General features: G+C 38.5%; 23 protein-coding genes. 19 read left to right on the plus strand and 4 right to left on the minus strand.

What is annotated here, in order from left to right; translation table 11 throughout:
• Nucleotides 1–541: 541 nt before the first annotated feature.
• The 12 genes from ACNA6I_RS17540 (at nucleotide 542) to ACNA6I_RS17595 (ending at nucleotide 13,509) form a co-directional block, all read left to right on the plus strand.
• Nucleotides 542–1,489: an HNH endonuclease gene (locus ACNA6I_RS17540; protein ID WP_416313871.1), complete on the plus strand. Its 948-nt coding sequence runs from the start codon at nucleotides 542–544 to the stop codon at nucleotides 1,487–1,489.
• Between the two features lie 129 nt (nucleotides 1,490–1,618).
• Nucleotides 1,619–2,044: a hypothetical protein gene (locus tag ACNA6I_RS17545; RefSeq protein WP_416313872.1), complete on the plus strand. Its 426-nt coding sequence runs from the start codon at nucleotides 1,619–1,621 to the stop codon at nucleotides 2,042–2,044.
• A 212-nt stretch (nucleotides 2,045–2,256) separates the two neighbouring features.
• Nucleotides 2,257–3,345, plus strand: coding sequence for a hypothetical protein (locus ACNA6I_RS17550; RefSeq protein WP_416313873.1), 1,089 nt, complete (start codon nucleotides 2,257–2,259; stop codon nucleotides 3,343–3,345).
• A gap of 158 nt (nucleotides 3,346–3,503) precedes the next feature.
• The gene (locus tag ACNA6I_RS17555) at nucleotides 3,504–3,743 is read left to right on the plus strand and encodes a hypothetical protein (protein ID WP_416313874.1); all 240 of its coding nucleotides are present in this window, start codon (nucleotides 3,504–3,506) and stop codon (nucleotides 3,741–3,743) included.
• Nucleotides 3,709–4,644, plus strand: coding sequence for a hypothetical protein (locus ACNA6I_RS17560; RefSeq protein WP_416313875.1), 936 nt, complete (start codon nucleotides 3,709–3,711; stop codon nucleotides 4,642–4,644). Before ACNA6I_RS17555 ends, ACNA6I_RS17560 begins: the two co-directional genes overlap by 35 nt.
• A 1,358-nt stretch (nucleotides 4,645–6,002) precedes the next feature.
• The gene (locus tag ACNA6I_RS17565; protein ID WP_416313876.1) at nucleotides 6,003–7,106 is read left to right on the plus strand and encodes a putative phage abortive infection protein; all 1,104 of its coding nucleotides are present in this window, start codon (nucleotides 6,003–6,005) and stop codon (nucleotides 7,104–7,106) included.
• Between the two features lie 609 nt (nucleotides 7,107–7,715).
• Nucleotides 7,716–8,396: a hypothetical protein gene (locus ACNA6I_RS17570; protein ID WP_416313877.1), complete on the plus strand. Its 681-nt coding sequence runs from the start codon at nucleotides 7,716–7,718 to the stop codon at nucleotides 8,394–8,396.
• 199 nt (nucleotides 8,397–8,595) lie between these two features.
• The gene (locus tag ACNA6I_RS17575) at nucleotides 8,596–9,198 is read left to right on the plus strand and encodes a recombinase family protein (RefSeq protein ID WP_416313878.1); all 603 of its coding nucleotides are present in this window, start codon (nucleotides 8,596–8,598) and stop codon (nucleotides 9,196–9,198) included.
• 319 nt (nucleotides 9,199–9,517) lie between these two features.
• Nucleotides 9,518–10,960, plus strand: coding sequence for a competence protein CoiA (locus tag ACNA6I_RS17580; RefSeq protein WP_416313879.1), 1,443 nt, complete (start codon nucleotides 9,518–9,520; stop codon nucleotides 10,958–10,960).
• A 254-nt stretch (nucleotides 10,961–11,214) separates the two neighbouring features.
• The gene (locus ACNA6I_RS17585; RefSeq protein WP_416313973.1) at nucleotides 11,215–11,319 is read left to right on the plus strand and encodes a hypothetical protein; all 105 of its coding nucleotides are present in this window, start codon (nucleotides 11,215–11,217) and stop codon (nucleotides 11,317–11,319) included.
• Nucleotides 11,320–11,760: 441 nt separating this feature from the next.
• Entirely contained in the window at nucleotides 11,761–12,564 is an 804-nt protein-coding gene (locus ACNA6I_RS17590) for a sce7726 family protein (protein WP_416313880.1), read from the plus strand.
• Nucleotides 12,565–13,509 carry a sce7725 family protein gene (locus ACNA6I_RS17595; protein ID WP_416313881.1) on the plus strand — a complete coding sequence of 315 codons (945 nt, stop codon included), beginning with the start codon at nucleotides 12,565–12,567 and terminating at the stop codon, nucleotides 13,507–13,509.
• Nucleotides 13,510–14,205: 696 nt separating this feature from the next.
• On the opposite strand, the gene ACNA6I_RS17600 is transcribed toward ACNA6I_RS17595, so the two are convergent.
• Nucleotides 14,206–15,090: a LysR family transcriptional regulator gene (locus tag ACNA6I_RS17600; RefSeq protein WP_367080491.1), complete on the minus strand. Its 885-nt coding sequence runs from the start codon at nucleotides 15,088–15,090 to the stop codon at nucleotides 14,206–14,208.
• A gap of 121 nt (nucleotides 15,091–15,211) precedes the next feature.
• On the opposite strand from ACNA6I_RS17600, the gene ACNA6I_RS17605 reads away from it, so the two are divergent.
• Nucleotides 15,212–15,835 (plus strand): class I SAM-dependent methyltransferase, encoded by a 624-nt coding sequence (locus ACNA6I_RS17605; RefSeq protein WP_053429153.1) that lies wholly within the window; start codon nucleotides 15,212–15,214, stop codon nucleotides 15,833–15,835.
• A gap of 169 nt (nucleotides 15,836–16,004) precedes the next feature.
• The gene (locus ACNA6I_RS17610) at nucleotides 16,005–16,778 is read left to right on the plus strand and encodes a PAS domain-containing protein (RefSeq protein WP_053429154.1); all 774 of its coding nucleotides are present in this window, start codon (nucleotides 16,005–16,007) and stop codon (nucleotides 16,776–16,778) included.
• A gap of 51 nt (nucleotides 16,779–16,829) precedes the next feature.
• Here ACNA6I_RS17610 and ACNA6I_RS17615 read toward each other — a convergent pair whose 3' ends face one another.
• The 3 genes from ACNA6I_RS17615 to ACNA6I_RS17625 form a co-directional block, all read right to left on the minus strand.
• Nucleotides 16,830–18,035, minus strand: a complete 1,206-nt coding sequence (locus tag ACNA6I_RS17615; protein ID WP_416313882.1) for an AGE family epimerase/isomerase — start codon at nucleotides 18,033–18,035, stop codon at nucleotides 16,830–16,832.
• Between the two features lie 85 nt (nucleotides 18,036–18,120).
• On the minus strand, nucleotides 18,121–18,999 hold the full coding sequence (locus tag ACNA6I_RS17620) for an SDR family oxidoreductase (RefSeq protein ID WP_053429156.1): 879 nt from the start codon (nucleotides 18,997–18,999) through the stop codon (nucleotides 18,121–18,123).
• Between the two features lie 435 nt (nucleotides 19,000–19,434).
• Entirely contained in the window at nucleotides 19,435–20,040 is a 606-nt protein-coding gene (locus ACNA6I_RS17625) for a TetR/AcrR family transcriptional regulator (protein ID WP_053429157.1), read from the minus strand.
• A 154-nt stretch (nucleotides 20,041–20,194) separates the two neighbouring features.
• Here ACNA6I_RS17625 and ACNA6I_RS17630 point away from each other — a divergent pair, with 154 nt between their 5' ends.
• The 5 genes from ACNA6I_RS17630 to ACNA6I_RS17650 all read left to right on the plus strand — a co-directional run bounded on the left by ACNA6I_RS17630 (nucleotide 20,195) and on the right by ACNA6I_RS17650 (nucleotide 24,944).
• Nucleotides 20,195–21,391, plus strand: coding sequence for a YhgE/Pip domain-containing protein (locus ACNA6I_RS17630; protein WP_416313883.1), 1,197 nt, complete (start codon nucleotides 20,195–20,197; stop codon nucleotides 21,389–21,391).
• Nucleotides 21,392–21,572: 181 nt separating this feature from the next.
• Nucleotides 21,573–22,184 carry a DedA family protein gene (locus tag ACNA6I_RS17635; RefSeq protein ID WP_416313884.1) on the plus strand — a complete coding sequence of 204 codons (612 nt, stop codon included), beginning with the start codon at nucleotides 21,573–21,575 and terminating at the stop codon, nucleotides 22,182–22,184.
• A 135-nt stretch (nucleotides 22,185–22,319) separates the two neighbouring features.
• Nucleotides 22,320–23,492 (plus strand): MGDG synthase family glycosyltransferase, encoded by a 1,173-nt coding sequence (locus ACNA6I_RS17640; RefSeq protein WP_048006732.1) that lies wholly within the window; start codon nucleotides 22,320–22,322, stop codon nucleotides 23,490–23,492.
• 39 nt (nucleotides 23,493–23,531) lie between these two features.
• The gene (locus ACNA6I_RS17645; protein ID WP_048006733.1) at nucleotides 23,532–24,221 is read left to right on the plus strand and encodes a polysaccharide deacetylase family protein; all 690 of its coding nucleotides are present in this window, start codon (nucleotides 23,532–23,534) and stop codon (nucleotides 24,219–24,221) included.
• Between the two features lie 84 nt (nucleotides 24,222–24,305).
• Entirely contained in the window at nucleotides 24,306–24,944 is a 639-nt protein-coding gene (locus ACNA6I_RS17650) for a DedA family protein (protein ID WP_416313885.1), read from the plus strand.
• Nucleotides 24,945–24,963: the final 19 nt, after the last annotated feature.

The following is a 24,963-nucleotide window of genomic DNA, read 5'->3' on the forward strand; positions in this document are numbered from 1 at the left end:
TGTCATTGTTTGCATCATATGAATATTGGGCAGCCTGCCCATCACTAGGCTATCGCTTCGTTCCTCCTCGGCAGTTGCTCGTTCTTCACTATGTTCAGAACTGCAACTGTCATAATCACTCTTAACTTCTTTGCAATGCTGTACAAAGACAAATTTAATCAAAGGAGAAATACATGACAGTTGAAGGATTGGAGTAGATAACAACAATGTGAGGAGGGTCTTTATTGAGGCGCTCCTTTTTTGTGTTTAGGGAGAGGATGATTGAAACTTGAGTAGGAATTCACCACATCAGTTACATATCATCTTAATAAAACTTTGATTTTATTTCTTCTTTCATAGGATATAGAACGGATTAGAAAGAAAGGCTTTAACGCCCTGTCCTCTTTTAAAATATATATAAATATGTGGTATAATCTTCCTGTATAGCTAAAAAAGTACATACTAAGTCTAAAATTTATTGTAGTAAAAGTTATTCTTTTAGTTAATCAATCAAGGCAATTTTTTGTTTTAAAAAACTGTAAATGTGATGGGGGAACGTCTTTTGAACAGTTATATTATTCCATATTTAGACCCGAATAAACATATAAGGGAAGAAGACCCGTTATTCTCAGAATACACATATGGGGATGATGGGGATAAAGGGATAATTTTAAAAACTAAAGTATCAAAGGGGGACTTTCTGTTTTTTTACAAAAGTATTGAAAATAATCCTTATATTACTGCATATTACGAAGTGGAAAGGGTTTTGGATGTCCAAAAAGCAAAAATGGATAATACAATCATGATGAATTACCAAAATCCTCACTTATTTAGAAATAAAGTTCAAGAAAATGAAGTAATTGTTTTTGGAAATCCAGAAAAATCAATGATTTTAGAACACCCTTTGGTTGTTAACAGGGCATTACTAGAGGAATTATCGATTCACTATAATCCATCTCAGAATCATACAGAACTGCAAGCTCTTACGTTAAAGCTGAGATGGAAGCGATTAAATAATTCTCAAGTAATACTATTACTTGAGAAGATGAATCCACTGAATAATAAATGTTTTCTGGAAATACATAAAGTTTTAGAATCACCTATAATTTTGGATGAAACGGAAAAAGAATCGATTGTTAAGGCACGTTTAGGACAGTCAATTTTTAAAAAGACTCTTTTAGCTGTGGAAAAGAAATGTAGACTGTGTGGTGTCTCAGATGAACGATTGTTAGTTGCAAGCCATATTAAGCCATGGAGTCAATCTAATCATAATGAACGCCTAGATGTGAATAATGGATTGCTACTTTGTCCGAATCATGATGCTTTATTTGATAGGGGATATATTAGTTTTTGTGCTGATGGGGCAATATTGATATCAGATAGTTTGGAAGATGAAACGAGGGTTTTTCTAAATATCAATGAAACTATGAAGATTGTATTGAATGTGAAACAACAGGAATATATGGAGTGGCATCGGGTGAATTCATTCGAGAAATTGTATTTAAGATAGTGGGGCTGGAAATTGGAAAATAATATTAAGTCCGATATAGAATTATTTATACTAGAAGCAAAAAGGTTAACAAGCAAATCGTTATATAAATTCTTCCAAGAAAATGAAGTTGTGTTTTCAGATGGGTCGGTGGAAGAGAACGTTCCTGACATTGAACAATTAGAGGCGTATGTATTACACTTGCGAAAATTCCTGCAAGCAAATGAGAGGGTATTTGTGCCAAGGATAAGGAAGATTTGTAACAAAATTCTATATGATAATGAGATTGATTCAACTAAATTGAACCAATTCTATGATGTGTATCAACAAATGTTTAAATCCAAATCAATTCTTAAAATTAACAATCTAACATTAGAAGATATTCTTAATGCAAGGTTATATGGTGACTTGAGTCATTTAAATGAAGAAAACAGAATATTGTATTCCAGTTTAATTGAAGATTCTAATAAGAAAGCGATATACAATTTGGAATTTACCACTCTCTTAGTGGAAGCAGGGGAAATAATATTAGAAATGGCAATTGTCTGCGGAGAAGATATAATACCTTGTTTATAAAAACGGGATATCAAAAATCTGTAAGTGTAGGATGTTTAATGTTTTTGTGTAGGGAGTTTTAATAAAATTTAGATTTAATAAATATCGTGCAACATAAAACAAGGCCTACCTCTCAAATGATATAAAATTAGTTGAGGTACGAATTGAACCTTCCAATATTATGGAAACATGGATAAAATAGAATTAGTTTTTAATTATGGGGGTGGGGATTTTTGGAGGAGTTTTTCAGTTTTGTATCTACATCCGAATTTAATGCAACAATTGCAATTCTTTCAGTATTATTAACTATAGCCTTTTTTTCTGTACAAGAAGTAAGGCAAAGAAAGCATAGCACAAAAGAAACAATTCGCTTAACAGAAGAACTAGTTAATCTTATCATTCGTAATTCAGTAAATAAAAATTTAAATATATCAAATATTAATTTTGCATATATGCTTGAAGGAATGATGATTTCAAAGAATTTTAACTTAAGGCATAATACAGAACAAATTCTTAAAATGGTTTATGCTAAGGTTTATGAAAACGAACATATTAGTATTGATGTACGGCCAAGTTTATTGTCCGAAATCGAAGATAGAATTAATAGCTTAATGTATGAAGAGGTTGATTTGCCTTATAATAGTGATAAAAGAAGTGTCTGGTCATTATCTATTTCGATTGTAGCAGCTGCAGTGATATCATTAATACCTTCTTGGATTATCGGATATGTAGAACCAAGTAAGGGAATAATAAGTAATTCCTTATTATTAATATTAGTATTAGCATTTATTGTGGCTTTTCCTTTGGTAATTATAAAAGTAATACAGCCAATAGTTAGAAATTATAAAATCACTAAACAGAATGCTAATCTTGCTAATAGTAGCCAGATTAGCATAAATACTGTTCCTACAATCCCAACGGTAATTAATGATACTCATGGCTCTTCTGTTACCGACAAAGAAGTAGAGTTTAATAGTTTAGTAGAGGATGGACCAACTGTAATTGAAGTTTTTAAACAACGGTATATCCTAGAGAATTTAATAAATGAATTAATAAGAAAAACTCATAAAGACCATCAAAGGTCCTTCCCTCCGGGTAAGTCATTAATGCTTTTACGTGATAATAATATAATTGATATCGAATTCTATCACAACTTAAGAGAATTATTAAGGTTTGCAAATTCTGTTGTACATGAAGGTACAAGTCAACATATCAAATCAAACTATATGGAAGAAATTATAAATAGAATGAAATTAGAAGCAATTGAACTTAAGCGATTAATCGAAAGTGCGCCTGGAACTGACCATACTAAACCAGCTTAGATTTTTATTAGTAGAAAACTTGCTTTTAAAGGCAAGTTTTTTTATTACTATTTGAGTGTTCATATAAGGTGACATTTACAGATATATATTAATTACATCACTATGAGAATTTTGACTGATGATTTCGTTCCAATTTGGGTGTCATTAGAGTCACTGATATGATTGAGCTAAAAATAGGTTTTGGGGGACTGGTATTAATGATGGGGTTATACGGACATAGGAATTTAAATGATAATTTATTGCAAGGATGGATTTTAAATTGGAATGAACAAAGATATGTGGATTATGTAAATTCCAACATACCAACTAAATTAGATGAATTGGATAAGCGTTTAGTACAACAAATTCAGTTTAATACAATATATGAATCAATATATCTTCAATTGTTATTTTCGTAATGGCTTAACAATAGCTTCAGTTGCGAATTTTCATGAAGTATTAATTGAACCAGCTGATTCCCATACTAAGAAGGCATTACTAGAAGGATATGAATATGTGGAAAAAGGTAATGTTCATATTCATTTAAATGGAGAAATAATAGGAAATATTGGTCATATGAGCGATTTATTTTGGCACGCTTTTTATGATGAATATATCGTCCATGATAAATTTGGTGGAATTAGTCACGTGCGAGACAATCAGCAAGAATTTACATTACAAATATGGAAGCCAAATATTAATAATAATCAATTTGAATTGGAGGAACTAATTGAAAAGATAATATATGGTTGTTCAATTAAACTGGGATTGCATTTTAAAATTGCAAAATTTGATAGTTTTCAAAAAGATAAAGGAAATGCAAATTATTATTCACTTGAATTAAATGATATAAGCCAAGAACGAACGCTAATGCAATACTTTAACTTTGCAAACTATACACAAATAGGAAGACATAAATACTTGGCATATTACCAAGTAATAGAGTTTTTTTATATAAGAGCTACGAAGACATTTAAAGGACATAAGATTAAAGAAATTGATATAGTAAAACACATTTTAACTGCTACAAACAAAGATGATGAAATTAAACAATGGCTTTCCTCTCAAAAACAATTATTGGAATATTATACAATCGAACACCTAAGGTATCCTTCTATTATTCCTATTAATTTACAAGAAGATATAATAAACATTATTACAAAAAGAATATATTCAATTAGATGTTCACTAGTTCACTCTAAAGAAACACCAGAAAACACAAATTTTATTCCAAATTTAAATGATGAAATATTAGATAAGGAAGTACCCTTAATTCAATTTATTGCACTCAAAGTAATTGAAAACAGCAATTTGATTTGATATAAATTTAGGCAAAACACTCTGTAATTCCTTCTATTTGCATCTCTGAATTCAAGTCATGTCTATCATATAAATTTAAGCAAAAGTATCTCTGACACTTCGCTTTTTTGTGAATTAGAACAGATTTCCTCAGTATCAAAAGTTACAAGAATAGAGGTAGTTTATTGAGAGTTGAAGAGCCTCTTTTAATTATTCTTTTAACTCTTCATTTATTTTTGTGGTTTTCTGTTTTAAACATTTTAATCAGTTGAGTTAATTTTATAAGAAAGTAGTCTCTAAATAACACAGACATAAAGACATTCTCAAATTGACTGTTGATGGCGTTTTGAGAGTCCCTTCTTAGACTCATCTCTCTCCATAGAATTCAATCTGATGGCATTATATAAGAGTGCTGTGAGTTTTGTTTTAGACAGAAACCACTCTGATTCACACACGCCATTCGATAAATTTCCGACACGAGTCAAATAATCGGTATATTTTAGCCCGGTAAATTGATGAAACAGACAGTAATAAACTGATATAGCTCGAGAATGATTAACGATTAGAGTTGTTTAACCTATTGGACTGATATTATGAGAATAAAAATCTATGCTTCATATTTTTTGTTAGTTGTGTAAACTTAGGGCGTGCTTTAGATTCGCAACTGATAAAGATTACTACATTGTAAATTTGATATTAATACTCCATTTAATTAACAAAATGCAAATAGAGTCCTAGAGTCTAATTTTGAAGTATGCAATCTTTGATTCGTCATAAAAGTACGGAAGGGATAATGAACATGGACAAAGCATATATCAGAGTATCAACAGTTGAACAGAACGCAGCAATTGCAAAGGGAAGGGACGCTAAGAAGGCATTATCAACCATTGACTGACAAATGACATTGAATGGTATCAAGAGCGAACCTTGAAGGATTTTGAGATAGGATTTTCAATCATTTCCTAAAAACAACGAGTATTAAATATCTCGAGGTAATTAGTGTCCATACTATTTATCAATGGTTGGACGGCATCCACGTCTCCACATCAACCAAAAGCATTCGTTTAAAATGTCTGAAAGCGGTATTGAGCAAATGTTATAGCAACTGTTGGTTGCCGACTAAATTCTGGTTGACAATACAAATCAAGGTCGATAAAAAAATCAAAACTGGTGCAAAGCAATAAAACGACTTAAACGTAATCTTTACTAGACACCTCAACATTTATCAGTCTGCGAGATGCAGTAGCACAGCATTTGCGAGATTTCTTATAAGAGCAAAGAAAAGCTACATATGTAGCTCTTTTTTATTTGCACTTTATCAAATTATTATTTGGTATAATATTACTAAGTTTCTTTTTTACAAGGGGGAAGAGTTTTGAATGATGGAAAAAGTATATAAAGTATTACCAGAAATTCTTATATGGATTTTTACGATTCTAGGAATACTATTGATACCTACTGCAATATTAATGCCTTTTAAAATAAGGGAATATTATAAAACAAGGATAGAAGACTATAAGACTATTGCTGATTTAGGAACAATTGGGGATTTTATTGGAGGAACAACTGTTGCATTACTAACAGCTGCTAGTGTTTTCTTATTATTGTCCACAATTATTATGCAACGGAAAGAAATAAAAATAAGTCAGCGAAGTATTGATGAATTAGTAAAACAAACCAATGCTTCGGTAAAACAAGCTGAAGAGGCAAGAAAAGAAGCACAGATAACAAACGAAACGATGAAAAGACAACAGTTTGAAACCACATTTTTTAATATGGTTACACTACACCACAATAACACTGACAAATTAAGCAATAAGGAATTAAAAGGCAACGATGTTATTAAAGATGCCCTAAAGACTTTTTCTGATTATTATTACGACTTTGCTAGTTCAATATTTAAAAAATCTTATTTAGCTGATGATTATAATGAAGTTGTTGATTTTATTCAAGCCCTACCAATGCATGGAATTAATGAAGTAGCTTCGGTTCAGACGAGTATTAAGGCAGAAGTTGTGGAAGCTTATGAGAAATTAGATTTTAGAAAACTAATAAAAAATAAAGTGGAATCGAGAATGGTTAAAGAGTTTCAAAGCTTTGCTTACATAAGAGCAAAAGAGGATTTAATTGACGAAGCCTACTATAAGTTCGAACTTGATTTTGATGGGGTATTGAGCAGCTATTTTAATAGCATAACTACAATTATTAAATTTTTATCTGAAAGTGAATTTGAAAAAGAAGACCAGCAAAATGGTACTCAAAACAATAAAATTTATAGAGAGATACTTTTTTCGCAATTTTCTCCTCACGAAATGATGTTAGTATACTACTTTGCTAAATACTCACCTTCTAATAAATGGTTACTGGAAAAACTAAAAACATATAATTTATTTTACCCACGCTTGGGTGAAACTTTATATGAATTTTGGTCTGTTGATAAAAAAAATATTGAAGAATTAATAGGTGTCACCGACACCGAGTAAATAAGGGGGGGAGGTAGTTGACTTCTCTTTCATTTGGAAAATTAGAAGAAGCATATATATTTGTCTATAAAAAAAACGCCAAAGAACTTTTGGAAGAATCGAGATTACATTTGAGAATAACTTAATGCTCGTGCATACGCTTTGGCATAAATCGCACATGAAGAACTAACCAAACTTCCGATTATATATCAAGAAGCTATTCGCTCATTCTTTAATTAAGGTAATGATTGGAAATCTTTTTATGAATGCCTAAGAATTCACGAGTCTAAGAACAAGCAAAATAACGTTTTTTATCAGACCATGTTAAATATTATAGGTGACGATAGCATGAATCTGGAGTATGACAAAATGCAAGACAATCTTGCTTTCGTAAACCACCTTAAAAATGTAAGTCTTTAAGCTGATATTAAAATAACAAGTTTATAAAACCTGCCATTGAGATTAAGAACACATTTGGAATTAGTCGAGGAAATGTTCAAGACATATTCCCTTGCTGGTTTTCATATTAAAAGTGGAATAAAAAATCGTGGGATTCCGATAATGCAAAATTAAAGAGAGAACTATTTAAAAAAGCTGGGTTAATAAAATGAAAAAGGAGTAGTGCTAGAATTGGAATTTACATTGCTGGATAATGGCATAGACTCATTAAAAAAGACACAAAACTCACTCAAAAGATTTAACGAACTACATCGACCAAATTCATATCACCGTCTTAAGGATGCTATTATATATCTTAATCATGGGATTGAAATATTATTAAAATACATTTTATCGAGTAGGAATGAATCTTTAATATTTAAGGATATAAAAGTGTACATGAAGGCAAAAGAACAATTAAAACATATGCCTCCAAAAGAAAAAGGATTTGGTACATACTTAGAAAAGAATATGCCAACTGTATTTGATGTTTCAAAAGATAAATTACAAAATAAGATATTAGAAACTATTACCTTGAGAGAAGCAGTAGACAGAATAGAACTATTATGTGATATTGAAATTACGAAAGAATTTGGGGATTCTATTTACTTAATTAATAAGTATCGGAATGATATAACACACCACTCAATCAAATTAACTTCAGAAGAAGAACAAGAATTAGTAAAAGAATTAAAAATTCTATACGTTAATATATTAGGTTTTTTTGAAGCACAAATTCCTGGGATATATGAAAAAGTAGATTTAGAAAGATTTGAAGTAACGCAAGCAGAGATGAAACAATGGCAACAAGATATGGAAGATTTTTATCACGAAAGAGCCATAAGCGATTTGAGTGAAGATGATTTAAGGTAGAGGTGTAACTTTGTTACACCTTTTTCTTGTGTTTCAAAAGGTACACTTTTTGCGACGTATTTTTCGGAGCGGTTCAATAATGGTTTGGATAGTCTCATATGGTATCTAATTAACTTTTGGAACGTATCATAATGAATATTTACCTTTTGATACGTATCCGATAATATAAGATTAACAAATTACAAAGGCGGAAATAACCATGGACAACAAAGAATTCGGATATGTAAGAGTAAGCAGTAAAGACCAAAATGAAGCACGACAGCTAGATAGCTTGTATTCTCTGGGAATTGATGAGCGTGATATTCATATCGATAAACAAAGCGGTAAGGACTTCAATAGACCTCAATATCAAGCTTTGAAAATGCGATTGCGTAAAGGAGATTCACTGTATATTCATTCTTTAGATAGGCTTGGTCGTAACAAAGAGATGATTCTCACGGAGTGGAAAGATATTACACAGAACATCAAAGCACATATAGTTGTAATTGATATGCCATTATTAGATACACGGAAATACAATGATTCAATCGATTCTTTTGTAGCAGACTTGGTATTACAAGTATTATCGTGGGTCGCAGAGGAAGAGAGAACTAAGATTAAGACTCGTCAAGCTGAGGGGATAGCTTCGGCAAAGGCACAGGGTAAACACTTAGGAAGACCTAAAACATCCATTACATCTGAATTTGAGCAAGCATATAGGGAATGGAAAACTGGTGATATCACTGCAGTGGAAGCAATGAAGAAATCAAATATGACAAAGGCTACATTCTATCGGAAGGTTAAAGAATATGAAACAAGCTAAAGAGACTCCCTATTCAAGGAGTCTCTTTTCTTTTGTATAAAGATATGGGGGATATTTCGACATATTCACTAGGGTATTAAGTTGGAAACGGGATAGGCAGGATTATCCACACGTTATGATTTTTACAAACTCATTCGATTAACGAATTAACTTGCAATATAAATTAGAAATATATTGATGTATAATCTCCCAACAAGTACCATAAATATATGATGCAAATATAAAGTTTTTTCTATTAATCAAGTAATATCGTTGATTTTCTTTATTAAAATAATAGAAGAATTAATTCAATTTGAAATACTATTGGAGTGAATGCCAAATGATACGATGTATTACCAGTGAGCAAGTTGTACTATTTGCATCAGAATGCGAAGATGAAACTACAAGAAAATTATCGAGGAAAGGGTCTTTATTATGTCCTAACTGTTTAAAAGGGGTAAGGTTTAATAATGGTCCAATAAAAGGAGCGTATTTTTCACACCTACCAGATGCTGAATGTGTTGTTACAAATTATGAAAAGGAGACAAAGCAGCATTTGCAAGGCAAAGAAATACTGTTTAAGTGGCTTAGCTCCCGTTTTAAAGATGCAATAGTAGAATTAGAAGTGTATATTCCAGAAACACACCAAATTGCTGATATTTTAGTTACTCATATGAATGGAAAAGCAAAAGGTATGAGGTGGGCTTTTGAATTTCAACATAGCTCATTGTCTTCTAAAGATTGGGAACAAAGACATAATCTTTATAGAGCGGCAAATATACATGATTTTTGGATTCTAGACGCTGATAAATTTTTATTATTTTCCAATTCAAAAGACCCATACATACAAAAAGCAAGACGTCGTAAAGACCCTTCGGAAACAATTTTTAGTACAACAGGATTTTGTTATTTTCTAAAACTCGATACTTCTGAAATTACTATAGATTTTTCATTTCGATACGAAGATATTAGAGGAGAAGATAAGCATGGGAGGAAATTCCCTCCGCAAGAGTATAAGTTCCATTCTCCGCATGACCATTCTAGTAAATTAAGCGATATTAAATTTTTATATAGCAATGAATTTAACTTTGCTGCATTAACTTTTAAAAATGTTGCTGATGGGGTATCCACAAAGTTTAAAGCAAAACTAAGACAATTTGAGAAAGAAAAAGAACAAAAATGGAACGATGAACTTCAAGTTAGAGCAAGGCGTAAAAAAGAATTTGCTGTTAAAAACTATGGAGAAGATTTTTCAAGTTATATGTGGTCCTTTATGAAGGCTAATAAGGAAGACATTAAAGATGATGTGTTTAACTTATCTGAAGAGGAGTTTTTCTCTAAATATAAAAAATATGCAAATAAACTCCAAAGTTTCGGTGAAGAAATTATACGCATGGAAGGTAGCACTATCCTCAATCATAGAATAATTCTAAAATTGTATGATAAAGAAGAAATACAGAAATTGAGTTTTCTGGAAGAACAACAGCAAACACTAGAGGTTTATTTGACAAATAAATATTCTCAACAAATAAAAATGATTAACTATGTCCTTAGTAATTACGATGCACTACTTGAAGACTTAACTTCGCGTAATCCTAAAATAATTAGTAAAAAACTATCAGAGGTTAACTATAGGATTAACCCATATAAGACTGAGCCTACGAAATTTGACTATGCATTTGAGTATCATCAATTTGAAATAAAAGAGCAAATTGATGAATTACTGAAAAGAATTCAGGAGAGTTTAACTTTTCCTGCTATTGATATCTCTAAGTTGCATTGAAAAGACAGTTAAGAGCATTAGCATTTATTATTAGCTTATGATTCATGGTAAGTGGGTGAATTAGCTATAACACTATAAATATTGCAATCATTTCCTAATGTACTTACTAACTATGTTGCAGACTTTCTCAAGATTAGCACGCTCTAAAAGACATGTTAGAACTAGTCGAACTATTAGAGTCAGAAGGAGTTTAACTATTATCAATAAAAGAGAATATCGTCACTTCAACAGGAACAGGCAGACTAATGTTAAAGATGATTAGTGCTTTTAACAATTTTGAGCGTGAAAATAAGCTTGACAATGTGAATGCAATGCGATATTTAAAGCTAAAGGGAAGTTCAAAGGACGAAGAGAAGTAGATATACCAGACTCAATAGGCGCTATAATAAATACATGAATCGAGAGGTTTCAAAGTCTCAATTGGCAAATGCACTAGTTATTTCTAGACCAACATTAGACAAGCTAATTAAAGGCTATCAAAAATTATGCTAAAGAGACTTCTCAAGGGGTCTCTTTCCTTATGATGACGATAGGGGGTACAATAACACGTTATTAAGGTACTTTTTAAGTGATTCCAACTTAGGTTGCCACTTGTCCACACCATGATTTTCTACGATTTTCTCCATACGAGACTTCTCCAATGGATTCAATTTGTGGTATATACGTTAATTCTATTAAAGCTCATCACAATTCATAAAGTTTTGAGAGTGGTGTTTAGGCGCTGTTCTTTTTGTATTGATGTGGTACTATTTACCTGAGAAAAAATACCTATTAATTACATGAAAGAAAAGAGTGGTTAAATGGAAAGTGCAAAGTTTAATGATTGGTTTAATAAAAAAACTATTACAAAGCTAATTGAAAAAGATATCGATGAGAAAATATCCAATCAATTAGTTAACTCCAAAAGCTTATATAAAGAAATGGAATCTTCTTATAGGAATGAGTTTTTCTACAAAAATACCCTTTTCAATAAGTATGTTTTAGGGACGTATAGTTTAAATACAACAGTGGCTTTAAGTGAATTTGAGATTGATAATTCAAAGGCAGATTTTGCAATAATTAATAAGAAAAAATCTTTTGTTGTAGAGATTAAAACCGACTTAGACACATTAGACAAATTGATATATCAAATTGAAGATTATTATAAAGTCTTTTCTTTAGTGTATGTGCTAACTTCGGAGAACTACTATTATCAAGTTTACCGCTTAGTTAAAAATACAAATGTAGGAATTATGGTATTAACCAAAAGAAACACTATTAGTATTAGAAAATTTGCAAAAGATGACTTCAGTAAATTAAAACATGAAAATCTTTTCAGGTTATTAAGGAAGGAAGAGTATGAGGACTTAATTGAAAATCAATTTAAGGAAGTTCCAGATGTAAAACCTATCTTTAGATATTCGACTTACTTAGACATGTATAAACAATTAGGGTTAGAAAAATCCCAAAAATTAGTATTTAATGAGGTTTTAAGGAGGATAAATGGAAATGATGTAGAATATTTGAAGAGAGTGCCTTTGGAATTAAGGTGGCTAGTTTATCAATCACATTTAAATCGTGAAAAATTTGAAAGGCTCTTAAACAATCTACAAGGGGGCATTTAAATGTATTTTCCGTTTTTACGAGGTAAACAGCACGAGTTATTTGCATTAAGGGATTTGAAAGATTCAAATGTTTTGTCAGGTGAAATATTACCAGTTATCGAACCAGTTAAATATTCCACACAGTTGGTAAGTACATTAAAAGGTTTACTTGATGATAATCGTAAATTGATTATGATAATGAACCCTAGTGTGGGGACATTTGTGGACGATTTAAATGACAATGAAGAACTAATGGAAGAAATTCTAGAACTTATGGGACACAGGAATGCAACTATTGGTTATTATTTGAACTCGAATGCGGCTTTAGAGGAATTGCCACAACTTGTTAACAGATGTAATAGAACTCTGGAGGAGACAGCTGTTTTTCACAGTGATTTAAGATATTTAGATGCCTATGAAGTAATGTTTGCTGAACATGAAGCAAAGTATAATTTTATAGCTGACATCAAACCCCTCAAGAGACGATTTGCAAATAATAACGGAGTCCTTCTAAGAGATTCTTTTATTAAACGTTCACCTAACGCTGAATATTTGAATCATCAGGTTGAATGGTTTTCTTCAGACCATCTAGACTTTGAACAAGAAGGATTTTTGGGTTTTTCTGATTATTCTATCGTAGGGGAAGAATATACTGAAAGCGGATTTGGTGCTAAAGCTGTTGCTTTTCATATTCTCTATCCAGATGATGCAAAAAATTTATGGGTGAGGCATTTTGTCTCAGATTCAAATGAAAATCGGGCAGACCAAGCGGGGAAGTTCGGTGAAGCCCTTTATAAATTCGTAAATTGGTATAACCAAAATGAAACAGCATTAATTAATACCAAAGGAATAAATGAATTATTAGACTGTTATAAAAATGGGAACTATCCTGGTCTAGGTATGCTGAAACGTTATTCAATTAAACATCATTTAGAACTTGTTGGTAACATGTTGGTGAAAGTCTAAAATTTATAAAATAAGACCTATTCTTAAAATGAGTTAGGTCTTATTTTGTTGGTATCATTTATTACCATCATAAATAGAGGGTTTCACTTTATTGAATTTATGACTTTAGTACTTTAGCACAATGGTGTATCTAAATTGCTTTTATCACTAAAATAAATGAAAGAACCAAAAGAAATATTCAAGAAGAACAAAATCTATTCACACATCTTTAATACCTATGATATATATACTTGTTAATACCAGGTAGGTTTAGTATCGTTAGTTGTAGGTATAACACGCACTGAAAATGCTCAAACAAACTAAAACATCTGAAATCCCTCGGTATAATAACTTTGTCAAAGACCGAAGTCCGAAATTGGTGCAACGGATAGCACGTAAGATTCCGGTTCTTAAAATGGGGGTTCGATTCCCTCCGAGGGCGTACCAGAGACCTTGTGTTTGTTGAGATTATCAGCAGGCACAGGGTCTTTTTTATTTTTCCTGTTTTGGGTGCTTTTCAAATGTTTATACCACGCAATGGGAGGTAAGCATGCTAGAAGAAAAGCAGCGACTACAGAAGTATTAAATACGTAAAGCCACTCACCGTTATCCGGTAGCTTTACCTGAGCAGAATTTCTATAAGAATAGTTGTTTGGATTCAACCCATGAGTCGAAATAGGATGGATTTATGAGAAAGCTGGTATTTACACCTCTCCCTCAACCATCCGACCGTACTCTAAAAAGATCAATAAAAGTCCTCACAGCAGGAGACAACAAATCTTCGCTATCCAAACTCACCAAGGCTATCTGACGATACATCTGTGGGAAATCAACAGGGTTAAGTTTTACTAGTGTATTATTATCTAATAAATCTTGAACCATTGATTCTGTAACCAATGTGATCCCGTTGTTGGATAATACAAAATCAAGTGCCGTGCTGGGTGGAAGTTCGAGATAATCAAGTCCGGGGGTAATCATCGATTTTTGCCAATGTTTACTTTCCTCGCTCCAGTCAACAATTATATAAGGGGAGCATACCTTTACTAATTCAGATACAGTACGATCATGAGTAACAGCGATGGGGTGATCACGATGAGCTACCAGAATGAGTGGTTCTTTCAGTACTGCATGGTGCCTTATCTCCGAATTAAAGTATGGATATGTAATTAAACCAATCTTAATGAATCCATCAAAAAGCATTTCAATGAGTTGTTCATTATGTCCTGTGTGGATTTCTACTTGAATATCGGCAGAACTTCGATGTAATTGTGAAATGATCGAACTAAAAGCGCCTGAAGTGAAGGTGGGTAATGTACCTATCGTCACATGTCCAACCTTGCCTTCTTGAATTGATTTGACTCTGTCCACCCCTCGGGAGAGAACGTCAATCATCTGCAATGCATATGGAAGGAATCCTTTCCCGATGTCAGTAAGTGCCACCCCTTTGCCTGCCCGCTGAAAGAGACTGCCCCCTATCATTTTTTCAATTCCTTGTACTCTTATACTGATCGTAGGTTGGGATAGGTTGAGATGCCTGGCCGCCTTACTATAACTTCCGAGCCTTACTACATGAACAAATGCCTCTAATTGATTGATATCCACAAACGTAACCTCCAATTACTATAAAAAAAATCAATAGCATCTATAGCTTCTATTATATTGTTTAATAAATCTGCTGGCTTATAATTTTTTTGGAAGACAAAATGTCTGCAGAGGTGAAGGAATGAAATTCTTAAATCGGTTAAAAACAATCCTAGAGGGACAATACCAACGGCCATCGGGTCTTCTGGGGAAGTATATTGGTGAAAAAATGGTCGTGCAACATGAACCTGAAACACGATGGACACTTGATTTATTGAACCTGAATGAGGAAGAGTCCGTTCTGGAATTAGGATGTGGAGCTGGATACGCATTGAAGCTTTTAGCCAAGAAATCTGCTGTTGAAGAAGTAGTGGGAATGGATTTATCCAAGTCGATAATCGGTTCAGCTAAAAGGAGAAATAAGGATGCGATAAAAAGGGGAAAGGTTAAACTGGTGCACGGAGATGTAAGGGATCTTCCTTTCGAAGACCAACTTTTCACAAAGGTCATGAGTATACATTCAGTATATTTTTGGGGGGAGTTGCCTCGAACAATTCGGGAAATGTATAGAGTTCTAAAACCAGGAGGTACAATCGTTATTACTTTATGTAATGGAGCAAGTGAAGTATCATGGGGTGGAGTCAATAAGATGATAGACGAACAGCTCCTTCCTCTTATAAAGGAAAGTGGGTTAAAAAATGTACTGTTGAAAACAGGACCGAGATCAAGGGGATATCAGACGGTAGCCATATGTGCAGAAAAATAAGCGGTCCTGTTGCTGTACTGAAAGGAAGGCACTCACCAAGTAGACTAGATTGATACATTTACTGTAAAACATTACAATTTGTAGACACCTTTCCAACTATATTATACTAATTGGTAGATATAATTGGATCAATAAGTTACCCATGTCAAACCAATCATTAGGGGGAAAAGTGTCTATTAACCTGAGTGAACATATATTATTAAAAGCCTTGAACTATACAGGGGCGGGTGTGTTGATCACCGATCCCGTTCTACCTGATAACCCCATCGTTTTTGCGAACAAAAGCTTTGCCGCGATGACGGGGTATTCCATGGAGGAAGTGATGGGGCGGAATTGTCGCTTCCTTCAAGGAAATGAGACCGATCAGAATGAGATTGATAAGCTTCGTGTGGCCATCAAGGATAAAGAATCCGTCTTCATTGAAGTCCTGAACTACAAGAAAGATGGCACGCCGTTTTGGAATAGCCTGTCGGTGGATCCCTTATATATTGAAGAGGAAGATAAATACTATTTTGTAGGAGTGCAGCGGGATGTGACCGCGAGAAAGAGGGCGGAGGAAAACTATAAAAAGGCCCTGTCAGAAATTGAGCAACTTTCTTGTCCCATTGTCCCTTTAATCGGTGATATTGCAGCTCTTCCTCTTGTCGGGACGATGAATGAACATCGATTTGAGGTCGTATACGAGGGGGCCTCTCAACATGTATCGGACCATCATATCGAGAAATTGATTATTGATGTGTCGGGTTTGACCTACCCTTCGTCTGATGACCTTGAAGGAATCTTCAGATTGGAAAGCCTTATGAACGTAATGGGGACCGAACTGCTTGTGACCGGTATCACTGCAGAAATGGCCATGCTCGCCAATTCTCTGAACATCGACTTTCCTTCTTCGCTTAAAACAGCTCCCACGATTAAACGTATGCTTGAGGATATTTACTATTAAAAATAGTCCCCCTTGTTTTCAAGGGGGCATTGTTGTTTCTTTACGTATTCATTAACTTGGGTCATCCAGCGCAATGATCGCCTGATAACAAGCCGCCACGGGATGATAATCCGTCTTGGGAGGCGAACTTTTCTCTTGGCTGTATTTCTCATTCTCCCGGTCAAGGAGCTTATACCAGCCTCCGTGCTCATGATCCATGAGATTGTCAGCAGAATACGAGAATAGCTGTTGATACTTCTCCAAGTATGTCTGACTTTCCGTCTTGGCAGCAAGAAGGGAAGAGGCGGCAATGGCTTCTGACATCACCCAGTAGTTTTTGTCGTGGTCGATTACGTCAAGCTCCGGAGAAACGGCAAAGAAGAGACCGCCGTATTCATTGTCCCATGCAAGCTCCCAGGCTCTTTCATAGAGATCCTCTGCCTTCTCGAGCATCCACGGTTCAGAGCGGTGACGGTCGAGCCACATGAGAAGCTTTGCCCACTCGAACTGGTGGCCGGGGATGAAGCCGTACGGGCGGAATTCATCTTTGGTATCGCCTTTATTGTACATGTAATCCGGCTCCCATTCAGGAGTGTAGTTTTCCCACACAAGTCCTCCTGAGCGCTCGGCAAGATCGATGGTGACCATTTTCGCGAGAGTATAGGCCGTTCTAAGATACACCTCATTTCCCGTTGCCTCGTAGGATGATAGCATCGCTTCGCACAGATGCATATTGGGGTTTTGCCCTCTGTAGGGGGAAAGACTCGTCCAATCCGCATTCCACTCATCCCGATACAGTCCGTGATCCTCATCCCAGAAGTGGGTTTCGAGCACATCATATACATTTTCCATCACGTCTTTTGCTTCCTCGATACCGGCTTTGTAAGCGATGGACGATGCGAGCAGCACGAAGGCGTGGCCATAGGCCATCTTGGCAGGGTTCTCGACCTCGGTGCCATTCATTTCAAAGAAATAGCCGTTGTGCTGATGATCCCGGTGGTGCTCATTCAAGAACCGGATACCGTGACGGGCTGCTTCAAGATAGTCGTCTTCTCCTCCAAGGATGGCACCGATGCTGAAAGTATAGATATACCGGCTGGTGGCAACGAGGTGCTTGGTGGTGGTGTCGGTGATGAGGCCGTCGTCCAGGAAGCCGTTGATATAGCCGCCTTTTTCGTGATCGATGCAGGCGGGGTAATAAAAATCAAGCGTCTTGAATACATGCTTCTTCAGCTCTTCTTTATTCTGAAAATCGGTGGAAGGACCGGGTGTCTTCATCGTGTTGCTCCTCCTTCGTCTTAATTTTCTTCTATACTAAAAAACTGCAGAAAAGCGACCTTTTCTGCAGTTTTTTCATTCATCCTTAAGAAGACATGTAGCCTCCGCCGTTCACGTGGATGAACTGGCCGGTCATATAGGCGGATCCTTCTGAAGCGAGCAGGATGTATGGCTCTACAAGGTCTGCGGGCTGTCCAGGACGGCCGAGTGGAGTCGATACACCGAAGGATTCCTGTAGTTCGGTGGTCATGGTTGCTGGGATAAGCGGCGTCCAGATCGGACCTGGTGCCACACCGTTCACGCGGATGGCTTTTTCGGCGAGTTCCTGTGCAACGGAACGGGCGAATGCCACGATGGCGCCTTTGGTGGATGTGTAATCGATCAGTGCTTTGTTTCCTGTGTATGGGTTGATGGAAGCAGTGTAGATCAGGCTGTCACCGCCAGTCAGATGAGGGATGGCTGCTTTCGTGAAGTACACCATGGAGAAGAAGTTCACGTCAAACGTGTGCTTCAACTGCTCTGCGCTGATTTCCGTGACGCTGTTCTTCACTTCCTGACGTGCTGCGTTGTTCACGAGGATATTTAATTTCCCGTGCTCTTTGATGACGTCTTCAACAACACTGAAGCAGAAATCTTCATCCACTACATCCCCAGGGTGAAGGGTGCATTTGACGCCTTCTTCCTCGATGCGTTTCTTCGTCTGTTCGGCATCCTCATGTTCATCTAAGTATGAAATGGCAATATCGGCGCCTTCTTTTGCATAGCCGATCGCCACGGCTTTCCCGATTCCGCTGTCTCCCCCTGTGATGAGGGCCACCTTGCCTTTCAGCTTTCCTGAGCCCACATGGCTTTCCAGTTCATAGATCGGTGTCGGATCCATTTCTTTTTCGACTCCAGGCTGTTTGGATTGTGTCTGTGGAGTGATTCCGTTTGATAAAAAGGTTTGTTTGTCCAGTTCGCTCATTGCTGATTCCTCCTTGTTTTTCTTCACGTTGAATAAGTACAGTATTTACCATTCCACGTTCATATTGGGTTAAAACCCTTTTTGTGAATGTAATCGTTTTAATAGATAAAAGTTTTTCTGGGATAATGTTTGGGTCGAGTACGGTTTTGAAGATAAAGGAGATGGACTAACATTCTTCAGTCTCAGATCCGTTTGAATTACTCAGGATGGGTAAGGGGATACATGCCATCCAGATCTCACTGAATACTTGAGCGATGGTTATAAAATGTTGTTCATGCGATGGATAGAAAGGGCGGACAACCTATGGTATTGGGGAGCGGTAAGGTGGATCTTTATCGGGAGGAAAGATGCTGATGAGGGTATCTGTATAAACACATTTATCATTTTATTGAAAAAGCATTCAGCCACCATGGCTGAATGCTTTTTCTGTGAGGATCATTGCCCTCCACCCATCATCGCCTCCAACGGCCCCTGACTCATGATCTTCGTCATCATCAGGGCTATATCTTCGACGGGAAGATTATTTCCACTTGTCATCCAGTGCGTCAGGAGACCGATGTTGGCCGAAGTGATGTACGCCATGAAATAATCGGCGGGCACGGTGGGTGAGTCGGTTTCGGGTCCGAGGTACTGCTCAAACTTTTTCAGCATGTTTTCTTTCATGAAGTCCTTGAGCTGCATGGCAAGATGAAGGTCTCCTTCAGGCAGCAACATGACCCGGAGGAAGTCGCTATGGGATAGGAGGTATTCCAATAACGCTTGGATCGGCTCGTAAGGTTCATTTTGTTTGGCTGCGATCCGGATGTCTGTTGGATCAATCCTCGATGTGAGGAGGGGGAGCTCTGCAAAGATTTCTTCTTTCAACTGATCGGTGAGGTCTGCGACGTCCTTGTAGTGAAGATAGAACGTTCCCCGGTTGATGTCGGCCCGTTCGGTCAGGTCTTTGACAGTGATCTTGGAGAGTCTTTTTTCCGGGATGAGGGTGAGAAGGGCGTCCCGGATCAACTGCTTGGTGCGGATCTGCCTGCGATCATTTTTCATTTTTTTTCGCTCCTTACTGGACAGTATGTGAGGATGTGTTGAGTATGGGACACATCGTTGGACATTGAGTATTGTACGGAAGTCATATTCCATTATAATCAACAATGTGATTACTAATCAACAGCATGTTCATTATAATAAGGAGTTGATCAATATGAAATTTTTCAAAAATAAAATCGTATGGGCATCGCCCGTGATAGCATTCGTGATTATCTTCATCTTTTCCCTTACAGCAGTACCGACCGTGCAACCTACACCGAAGGATCTGCCCATTGCCGTAGTCAATGCAGATGAAGGGTTTAAGGCCCCGGATCAGGAAAAGATGAATGCTGGAGAGAAAGTCTTGGAAAACATCCGTGAAAAGTCCGGAACATCGGTGAAATGGGTGCAGGTGGCTAGCGTGGAAGAAATGAAAAAGGGGATGGATCGACAGGACTACTACGCCGGACTGGTCATCCCGAAGGATTTCAGCGCCAAGCAGGCATCGCTCCAGACCGCAGAGCCTGAAGCGGCACAGATGGAAGTGGTCGTGAATCAGGGAATGAACACGGCCGCTTCCACTATGGCCGGTCAGATGCTCAATGGGGTGGTCGACCAGCTCAATCAATTGATCCGCACCCAGGTCATGGACGGTATGGTGAATCAGGGTGCCACCTCCCTGTCGATGGAGCAGGCAGAGGTCCTTGCCGATCCGATCGAGAAGAAGGTGACCAATGTCCATATTCCCGGTGAGAACAGTGCCAATGGGAACTCACCTGTTTCCCTGTTCCAACCGCTGTGGATGGCAAGTCTTGGGAGCGCCGCCCTGATCTTATTCCTTGTCAGGAAGGGAACGGTATCCTCCCGGAAACAGAGCCTGTTGGTCAAAGCCGGCCAGGCAGCGGTCGGGATGGTGATCGCCCTGGTCGTCGGGTTCGGATTAAGCTGGGTCGCTTCCGATATCGTGGGCATCCATATCCCGGACTACATGGATACGGCGATCTTCCTGGCCATCACATCGTACAGCTTTTACCTCATGATCTCGGCGGTCCTTGCCATCTTGGGGTCGAAAGGACTGCCGGTGTTCGGGCTGATGCTGTTCTTCGGTCTTCCGCTTCTGACGCTTGCTCCGGAGATGCTCCCGACTTTCTATCAGGATTGGATCTATCCTTGGCTGCCGATGCGTTTCATGGTGGAGGGCTTGAGGGAGATGTTCTTCTTCGATCACGGTCTTGTATGGAATGGTCCGCTTAAGTCGTTGACGGCGATCGGAGTGGTCAGTTTGATCGTGCTGTTGCTCTCCGCCTTCAAGCCGTTGGGTGTCGAGATGGACGCCTCTGAAAAGGAGATTGCGCCTGAACTGAACCATTGATTTCATGCTCGATTTCCTTATGAGAAATCGGGCTTCTTTGTTGAAGGGGTGCGGGATTTGATGAGGGTGCTCCCATGAAGGAATCCCATTTCCCCTTGCAAAACTCCTCCCGACGAGGCAAACTAATGGAAGTATTATGACATCCAACAGACACTTCATGAAGTCTCGGAAAAGAGGAATTATGAATATCGATACGCTTTTACACTACTTGGATCTATACGGATATGCCATCATCTTTCTTTTCTTATTCCTGGGGATCGTCGGGATCCCTGCTCCGGAAGAATCGCTGCTTTTCTTGATCGGCGTACTGATCTTCCAGCACAGTCTTTCTTTCGTTCCCGCCACGCTATCAGCCTTCTTCGGTGCCTTCTTCGGGATGCTCTCCGCGTATGTGGTGGGAAGATACATCGGAAGCCCGTTCATACGGAAGTACGGGAAGTATGTGGGCATCACTGAGGAACGATGGGACAAGGTGCAGGAGAAATATATGAAGAATGTGCGGCGGACGATCCTCCTCGGCTATTACATGCCGGGCATCCGGCAGATCAGCCCGTATTTTGCCGGGATCAACCGCATCGGATTCGGAAGCTTCTTCTTCTTGTCCCTGGTGGGGGCGTTGATCTGGACGCTCCCGTTCATCCTCGCCGGTCTTTTTGTCGGCAGCAAGGTGGATATCAATCCTGCGTATGTTCCGTATCTCGGTCTTGTGTTTTTGGCCATCTTCTTCCTGTTCGTCCTGATCAATTATGTGAAAAAGAAAAAAGCCGAACGAATGAACAGCCCTCAGGAATGACGGGCTGTTTTCCTTTTCCTGAAAATCTCCTTTTCTTTACATTAAAAATTGATGAAGAAGGGCGCATTTCGGATTTTTGATGGTAGATTAAAGATTGAAATCACATGTTGAGAGCTGACAGGAGATGAAATCGACATGAAGAAAATTCTATTCTTACCGTTCTTGCAAATGCGCTCGGGGCATCATCAAGTGGCCGAGGCACTCATGGATTGCATCAAGGAAACACGGGCAGATATAGAAATGAAAAAGGTGGATCTGCTGAGCTATAGCAATCCACATATCGAAAAGCTGGTGACGAAAAGCTATCTGAATTGGATCCGTTATGCGCCAGCCACCTATAATCTTGCGTATAAAACCCTTTTTAATAAAGAAACAGAAAAGAGCCGATCATTCAAGGTCCGTCACTACTTCTTTCTGAAGAAGATGGAGCAGCTTCTAGTGGAAGAAGAGCCGGACTTGATCGTCTGCACCCACGGATTCCCTTCCTACCTTCTCAGCGAGCTGAAGAGGCAGGGGAAATGTGAAGCGCCGGTGATGAATGCCTACACGGACTTCTTCGTCAACAGCGTGTGGGGTCGGGAGGAAATCGAGTATCACCTTCTTCCGACTCCGGAATTGAAGCGCGAATACGGTGAACGCTATCGTATCGCAGAGCAGCGGATGATGGTGACAGGGATTCCTGTGCACCATCAGATCACAGGCACCACCGGCTCCAAGTCAGCGGGCGCACGCCCAAAAGTCTTAATGGCCGGAGGGAACAGCGGGCTGGGTTGTATGATGAAACAGCTTGAGGCCTTCAAAAAGAGTTCGCCGTTCGATCTCTACGTTCTCTGTGGGAACAACCATGCCCTATATGAAGAGCTGCAATCATGGAACGCGGATCACATCAACCCTCTTCCGTATCTTTCCTCCAGGGAGGAGATGAACGAGCTCTACGATGAGGTGGATGCGATCGTCACGAAGCCGGGGGGTGTCACGATCAGTGAAGCCCTGCATAAAAAGCTGCCGATCTTTGTTCAATCGGTTTTGCCCGGACAAGAGGAGATCAATATGCGGTACCTGACGGAAAAAGGCTTGGTGTTCAAACTCAATCAGGATCACTCCCTTGAACAAGAACTCCTTGGCATCTTGATGAACCGCGAGACCATGGATCAATGGAAGACATCCATTCAGCTTTACCAAAACGGCATTGAAACCGAAGGGCCGAAAAAGGTTGCTGAATTCATGAACAGCATCATCGAAGGGACTGTCCACATGCCTCCAAGCTATGAAGAACAGGCTGGCGTGTACGGACTTGCAAGAGCCTGATCAACAGAATAAAAATCAACATGAAATTGAGGGAACACAATGGTGTATATCATAGCAAGTATCTTCTTCCTCCTGGTCCTGTACACCGTCATTCCATACGGATTGTCACGTGGACTGGGGTGGAAGGTGATGAAAAGGGCGGAGAGTCCGACGGACATTGCCTTCACCTTCGATGATGGACCTGATCCCACCTATACGCCGGTACTGCTGGATGTTCTGAAAGAGAACGGGGTGAAAGCCACATTCTTCGTGGTCGGAAACAAAGCTGAGAAGAATCCTGACATCATCAGGCGTATGCACCGGGAAGGCCATCTCCTCGGCATCCACAATTATGAGCACAAGTCCAATTGGCTCATGAGTCCTTGGAAGGTGAAGGAAGGAATCGAGAAAACGGCGGCGATCATCGAAGAGATTACGGGTGAACGAACCGTCTATTACCGGCCGCCCTGGGGAATCTTGAACCTGATCGATTTTATCAAGGATAGCCGTTACCGCATCATCCTCTGGTCGATTTCGGCAGAAGACTGGAAAACGACTGGCGGTAGTGACAAGATCCGAAGTGCCTTGTCCGGAATCAAAGGGGGAGACGTTGTCCTGCTCCATGATTGTGGAGATACACCGGGAGCGGATATAGAGGCGCCGGCCATCACGATCGATGCGCTGAAGGATGTGCTTCCTGCAGTCAAGGCGAAAGGATACACATGCGTGCGCGTGGATGAGATGCAGTAGACTTGAATCAGATGGATTGGTGAAATGCCGGTCCTTCGTTTATCATGAATAGAGTAATAGGCCATCAGGATAGGAGCTAATAGAGTGAGTACTATCATCGATGTTTTTCTGCATCTTGATCAGCATATAGCAGGGTATATGAATGAATACGGCGTATGGATCTACGTCATCTTGTTTGCCATCATTTTTTGTGAGACGGGGCTTGTGGTATTGCCGTTCCTTCCGGGGGACTCCCTGCTTTTCGCGACCGGGGCCCTTGCAGCATCCGGGTCGATTCACCTGCTGCCGATCTTACTGATCTTCTGTGTGGCGGCCATTGCCGGAGATACGCTGAACTACACCATTGGTCATTACTCCGGGAACAAGGTGGAGGCGCGGGAAAAATTGTTTTTCGTGAAAAGGGAGTCGTTGGACAAGACCAATCGCTTCTTCGACAAGCACGGTTCGGCCACCATCATCCTGTCGCGATTCATTCCCATCATCCGGACGTTCGCACCCTTCACGGCAGGGGTGGGGAAGATGCCCTACGCGAAATTCCTTTCTTATAATGTGATAGGGGGAATCCTTTGGGTGAGCATCGCATTGATTGCCGGCTATTTCTTCGGGAACATCCCGGTGATCAAAGATAACTTCAGTGTCCTCGTACTTGGCATTGTCGCTGTTTCCCTCTTACCCGTCGCATTTGCTTTCGTGAAGAACAAGTGGACGGCACTGAAGGGCTGATACGATGAAAAAAGGAAAA

It is taken from the genome of Rossellomorea sp. FS2, from assembly GCF_047915635.1.
GTDB lineage: Bacteria > Bacillota > Bacilli > Bacillales > Bacillaceae_B > Rossellomorea > Rossellomorea marisflavi_A.

Bases quoted from the DNA above. Each gene is read 5' to 3' on its own strand.
- ACNA6I_RS17555 (WP_416313874.1), top strand. From the start codon at position 3,504: ATGATTGAGCTAAAAATAGGTTTTGGGGGACTGGTATTAATGATGGGG.
- ACNA6I_RS17560 (WP_416313875.1), top strand. From the start codon at position 3,709: ATGAATCAATATATCTTCAATTGTTATTTTCGTAATGGCTTAACAATA.
- ACNA6I_RS17565 (WP_416313876.1), top strand. From the start codon at position 6,003: ATGATGGAAAAAGTATATAAAGTATTACCAGAAATTCTTATATGGATT.
- ACNA6I_RS17575 (WP_416313878.1), top strand. From the start codon at position 8,596: ATGGACAACAAAGAATTCGGATATGTAAGAGTAAGCAGTAAAGACCAA.
- ACNA6I_RS17580 (WP_416313879.1), top strand. From the start codon at position 9,518: ATGATACGATGTATTACCAGTGAGCAAGTTGTACTATTTGCATCAGAA.
- ACNA6I_RS17585 (WP_416313973.1), top strand. From the start codon at position 11,215: ATGATTAGTGCTTTTAACAATTTTGAGCGTGAAAATAAGCTTGACAAT.
- ACNA6I_RS17590 (WP_416313880.1), top strand. From the start codon at position 11,761: ATGGAAAGTGCAAAGTTTAATGATTGGTTTAATAAAAAAACTATTACA.
- ACNA6I_RS17595 (WP_416313881.1), top strand. From the start codon at position 12,565: ATGTATTTTCCGTTTTTACGAGGTAAACAGCACGAGTTATTTGCATTA.
- ACNA6I_RS17605 (WP_053429153.1), top strand. From the start codon at position 15,212: ATGAAATTCTTAAATCGGTTAAAAACAATCCTAGAGGGACAATACCAA.
- ACNA6I_RS17615 (WP_416313882.1), bottom strand. From the start codon at position 18,035: ATGAAGACACCCGGTCCTTCCACCGATTTTCAGAATAAAGAAGAGCTG.
- ACNA6I_RS17620 (WP_053429156.1), bottom strand. From the start codon at position 18,999: ATGAGCGAACTGGACAAACAAACCTTTTTATCAAACGGAATCACTCCA.
- ACNA6I_RS17625 (WP_053429157.1), bottom strand. From the start codon at position 20,040: ATGAAAAATGATCGCAGGCAGATCCGCACCAAGCAGTTGATCCGGGAC.
- ACNA6I_RS17630 (WP_416313883.1), top strand. From the start codon at position 20,195: ATGAAATTTTTCAAAAATAAAATCGTATGGGCATCGCCCGTGATAGCA.
- ACNA6I_RS17635 (WP_416313884.1), top strand. From the start codon at position 21,573: ATGAATATCGATACGCTTTTACACTACTTGGATCTATACGGATATGCC.
- ACNA6I_RS17640 (WP_048006732.1), top strand. From the start codon at position 22,320: ATGAAGAAAATTCTATTCTTACCGTTCTTGCAAATGCGCTCGGGGCAT.
- ACNA6I_RS17645 (WP_048006733.1), top strand. From the start codon at position 23,532: ATGGTGTATATCATAGCAAGTATCTTCTTCCTCCTGGTCCTGTACACC.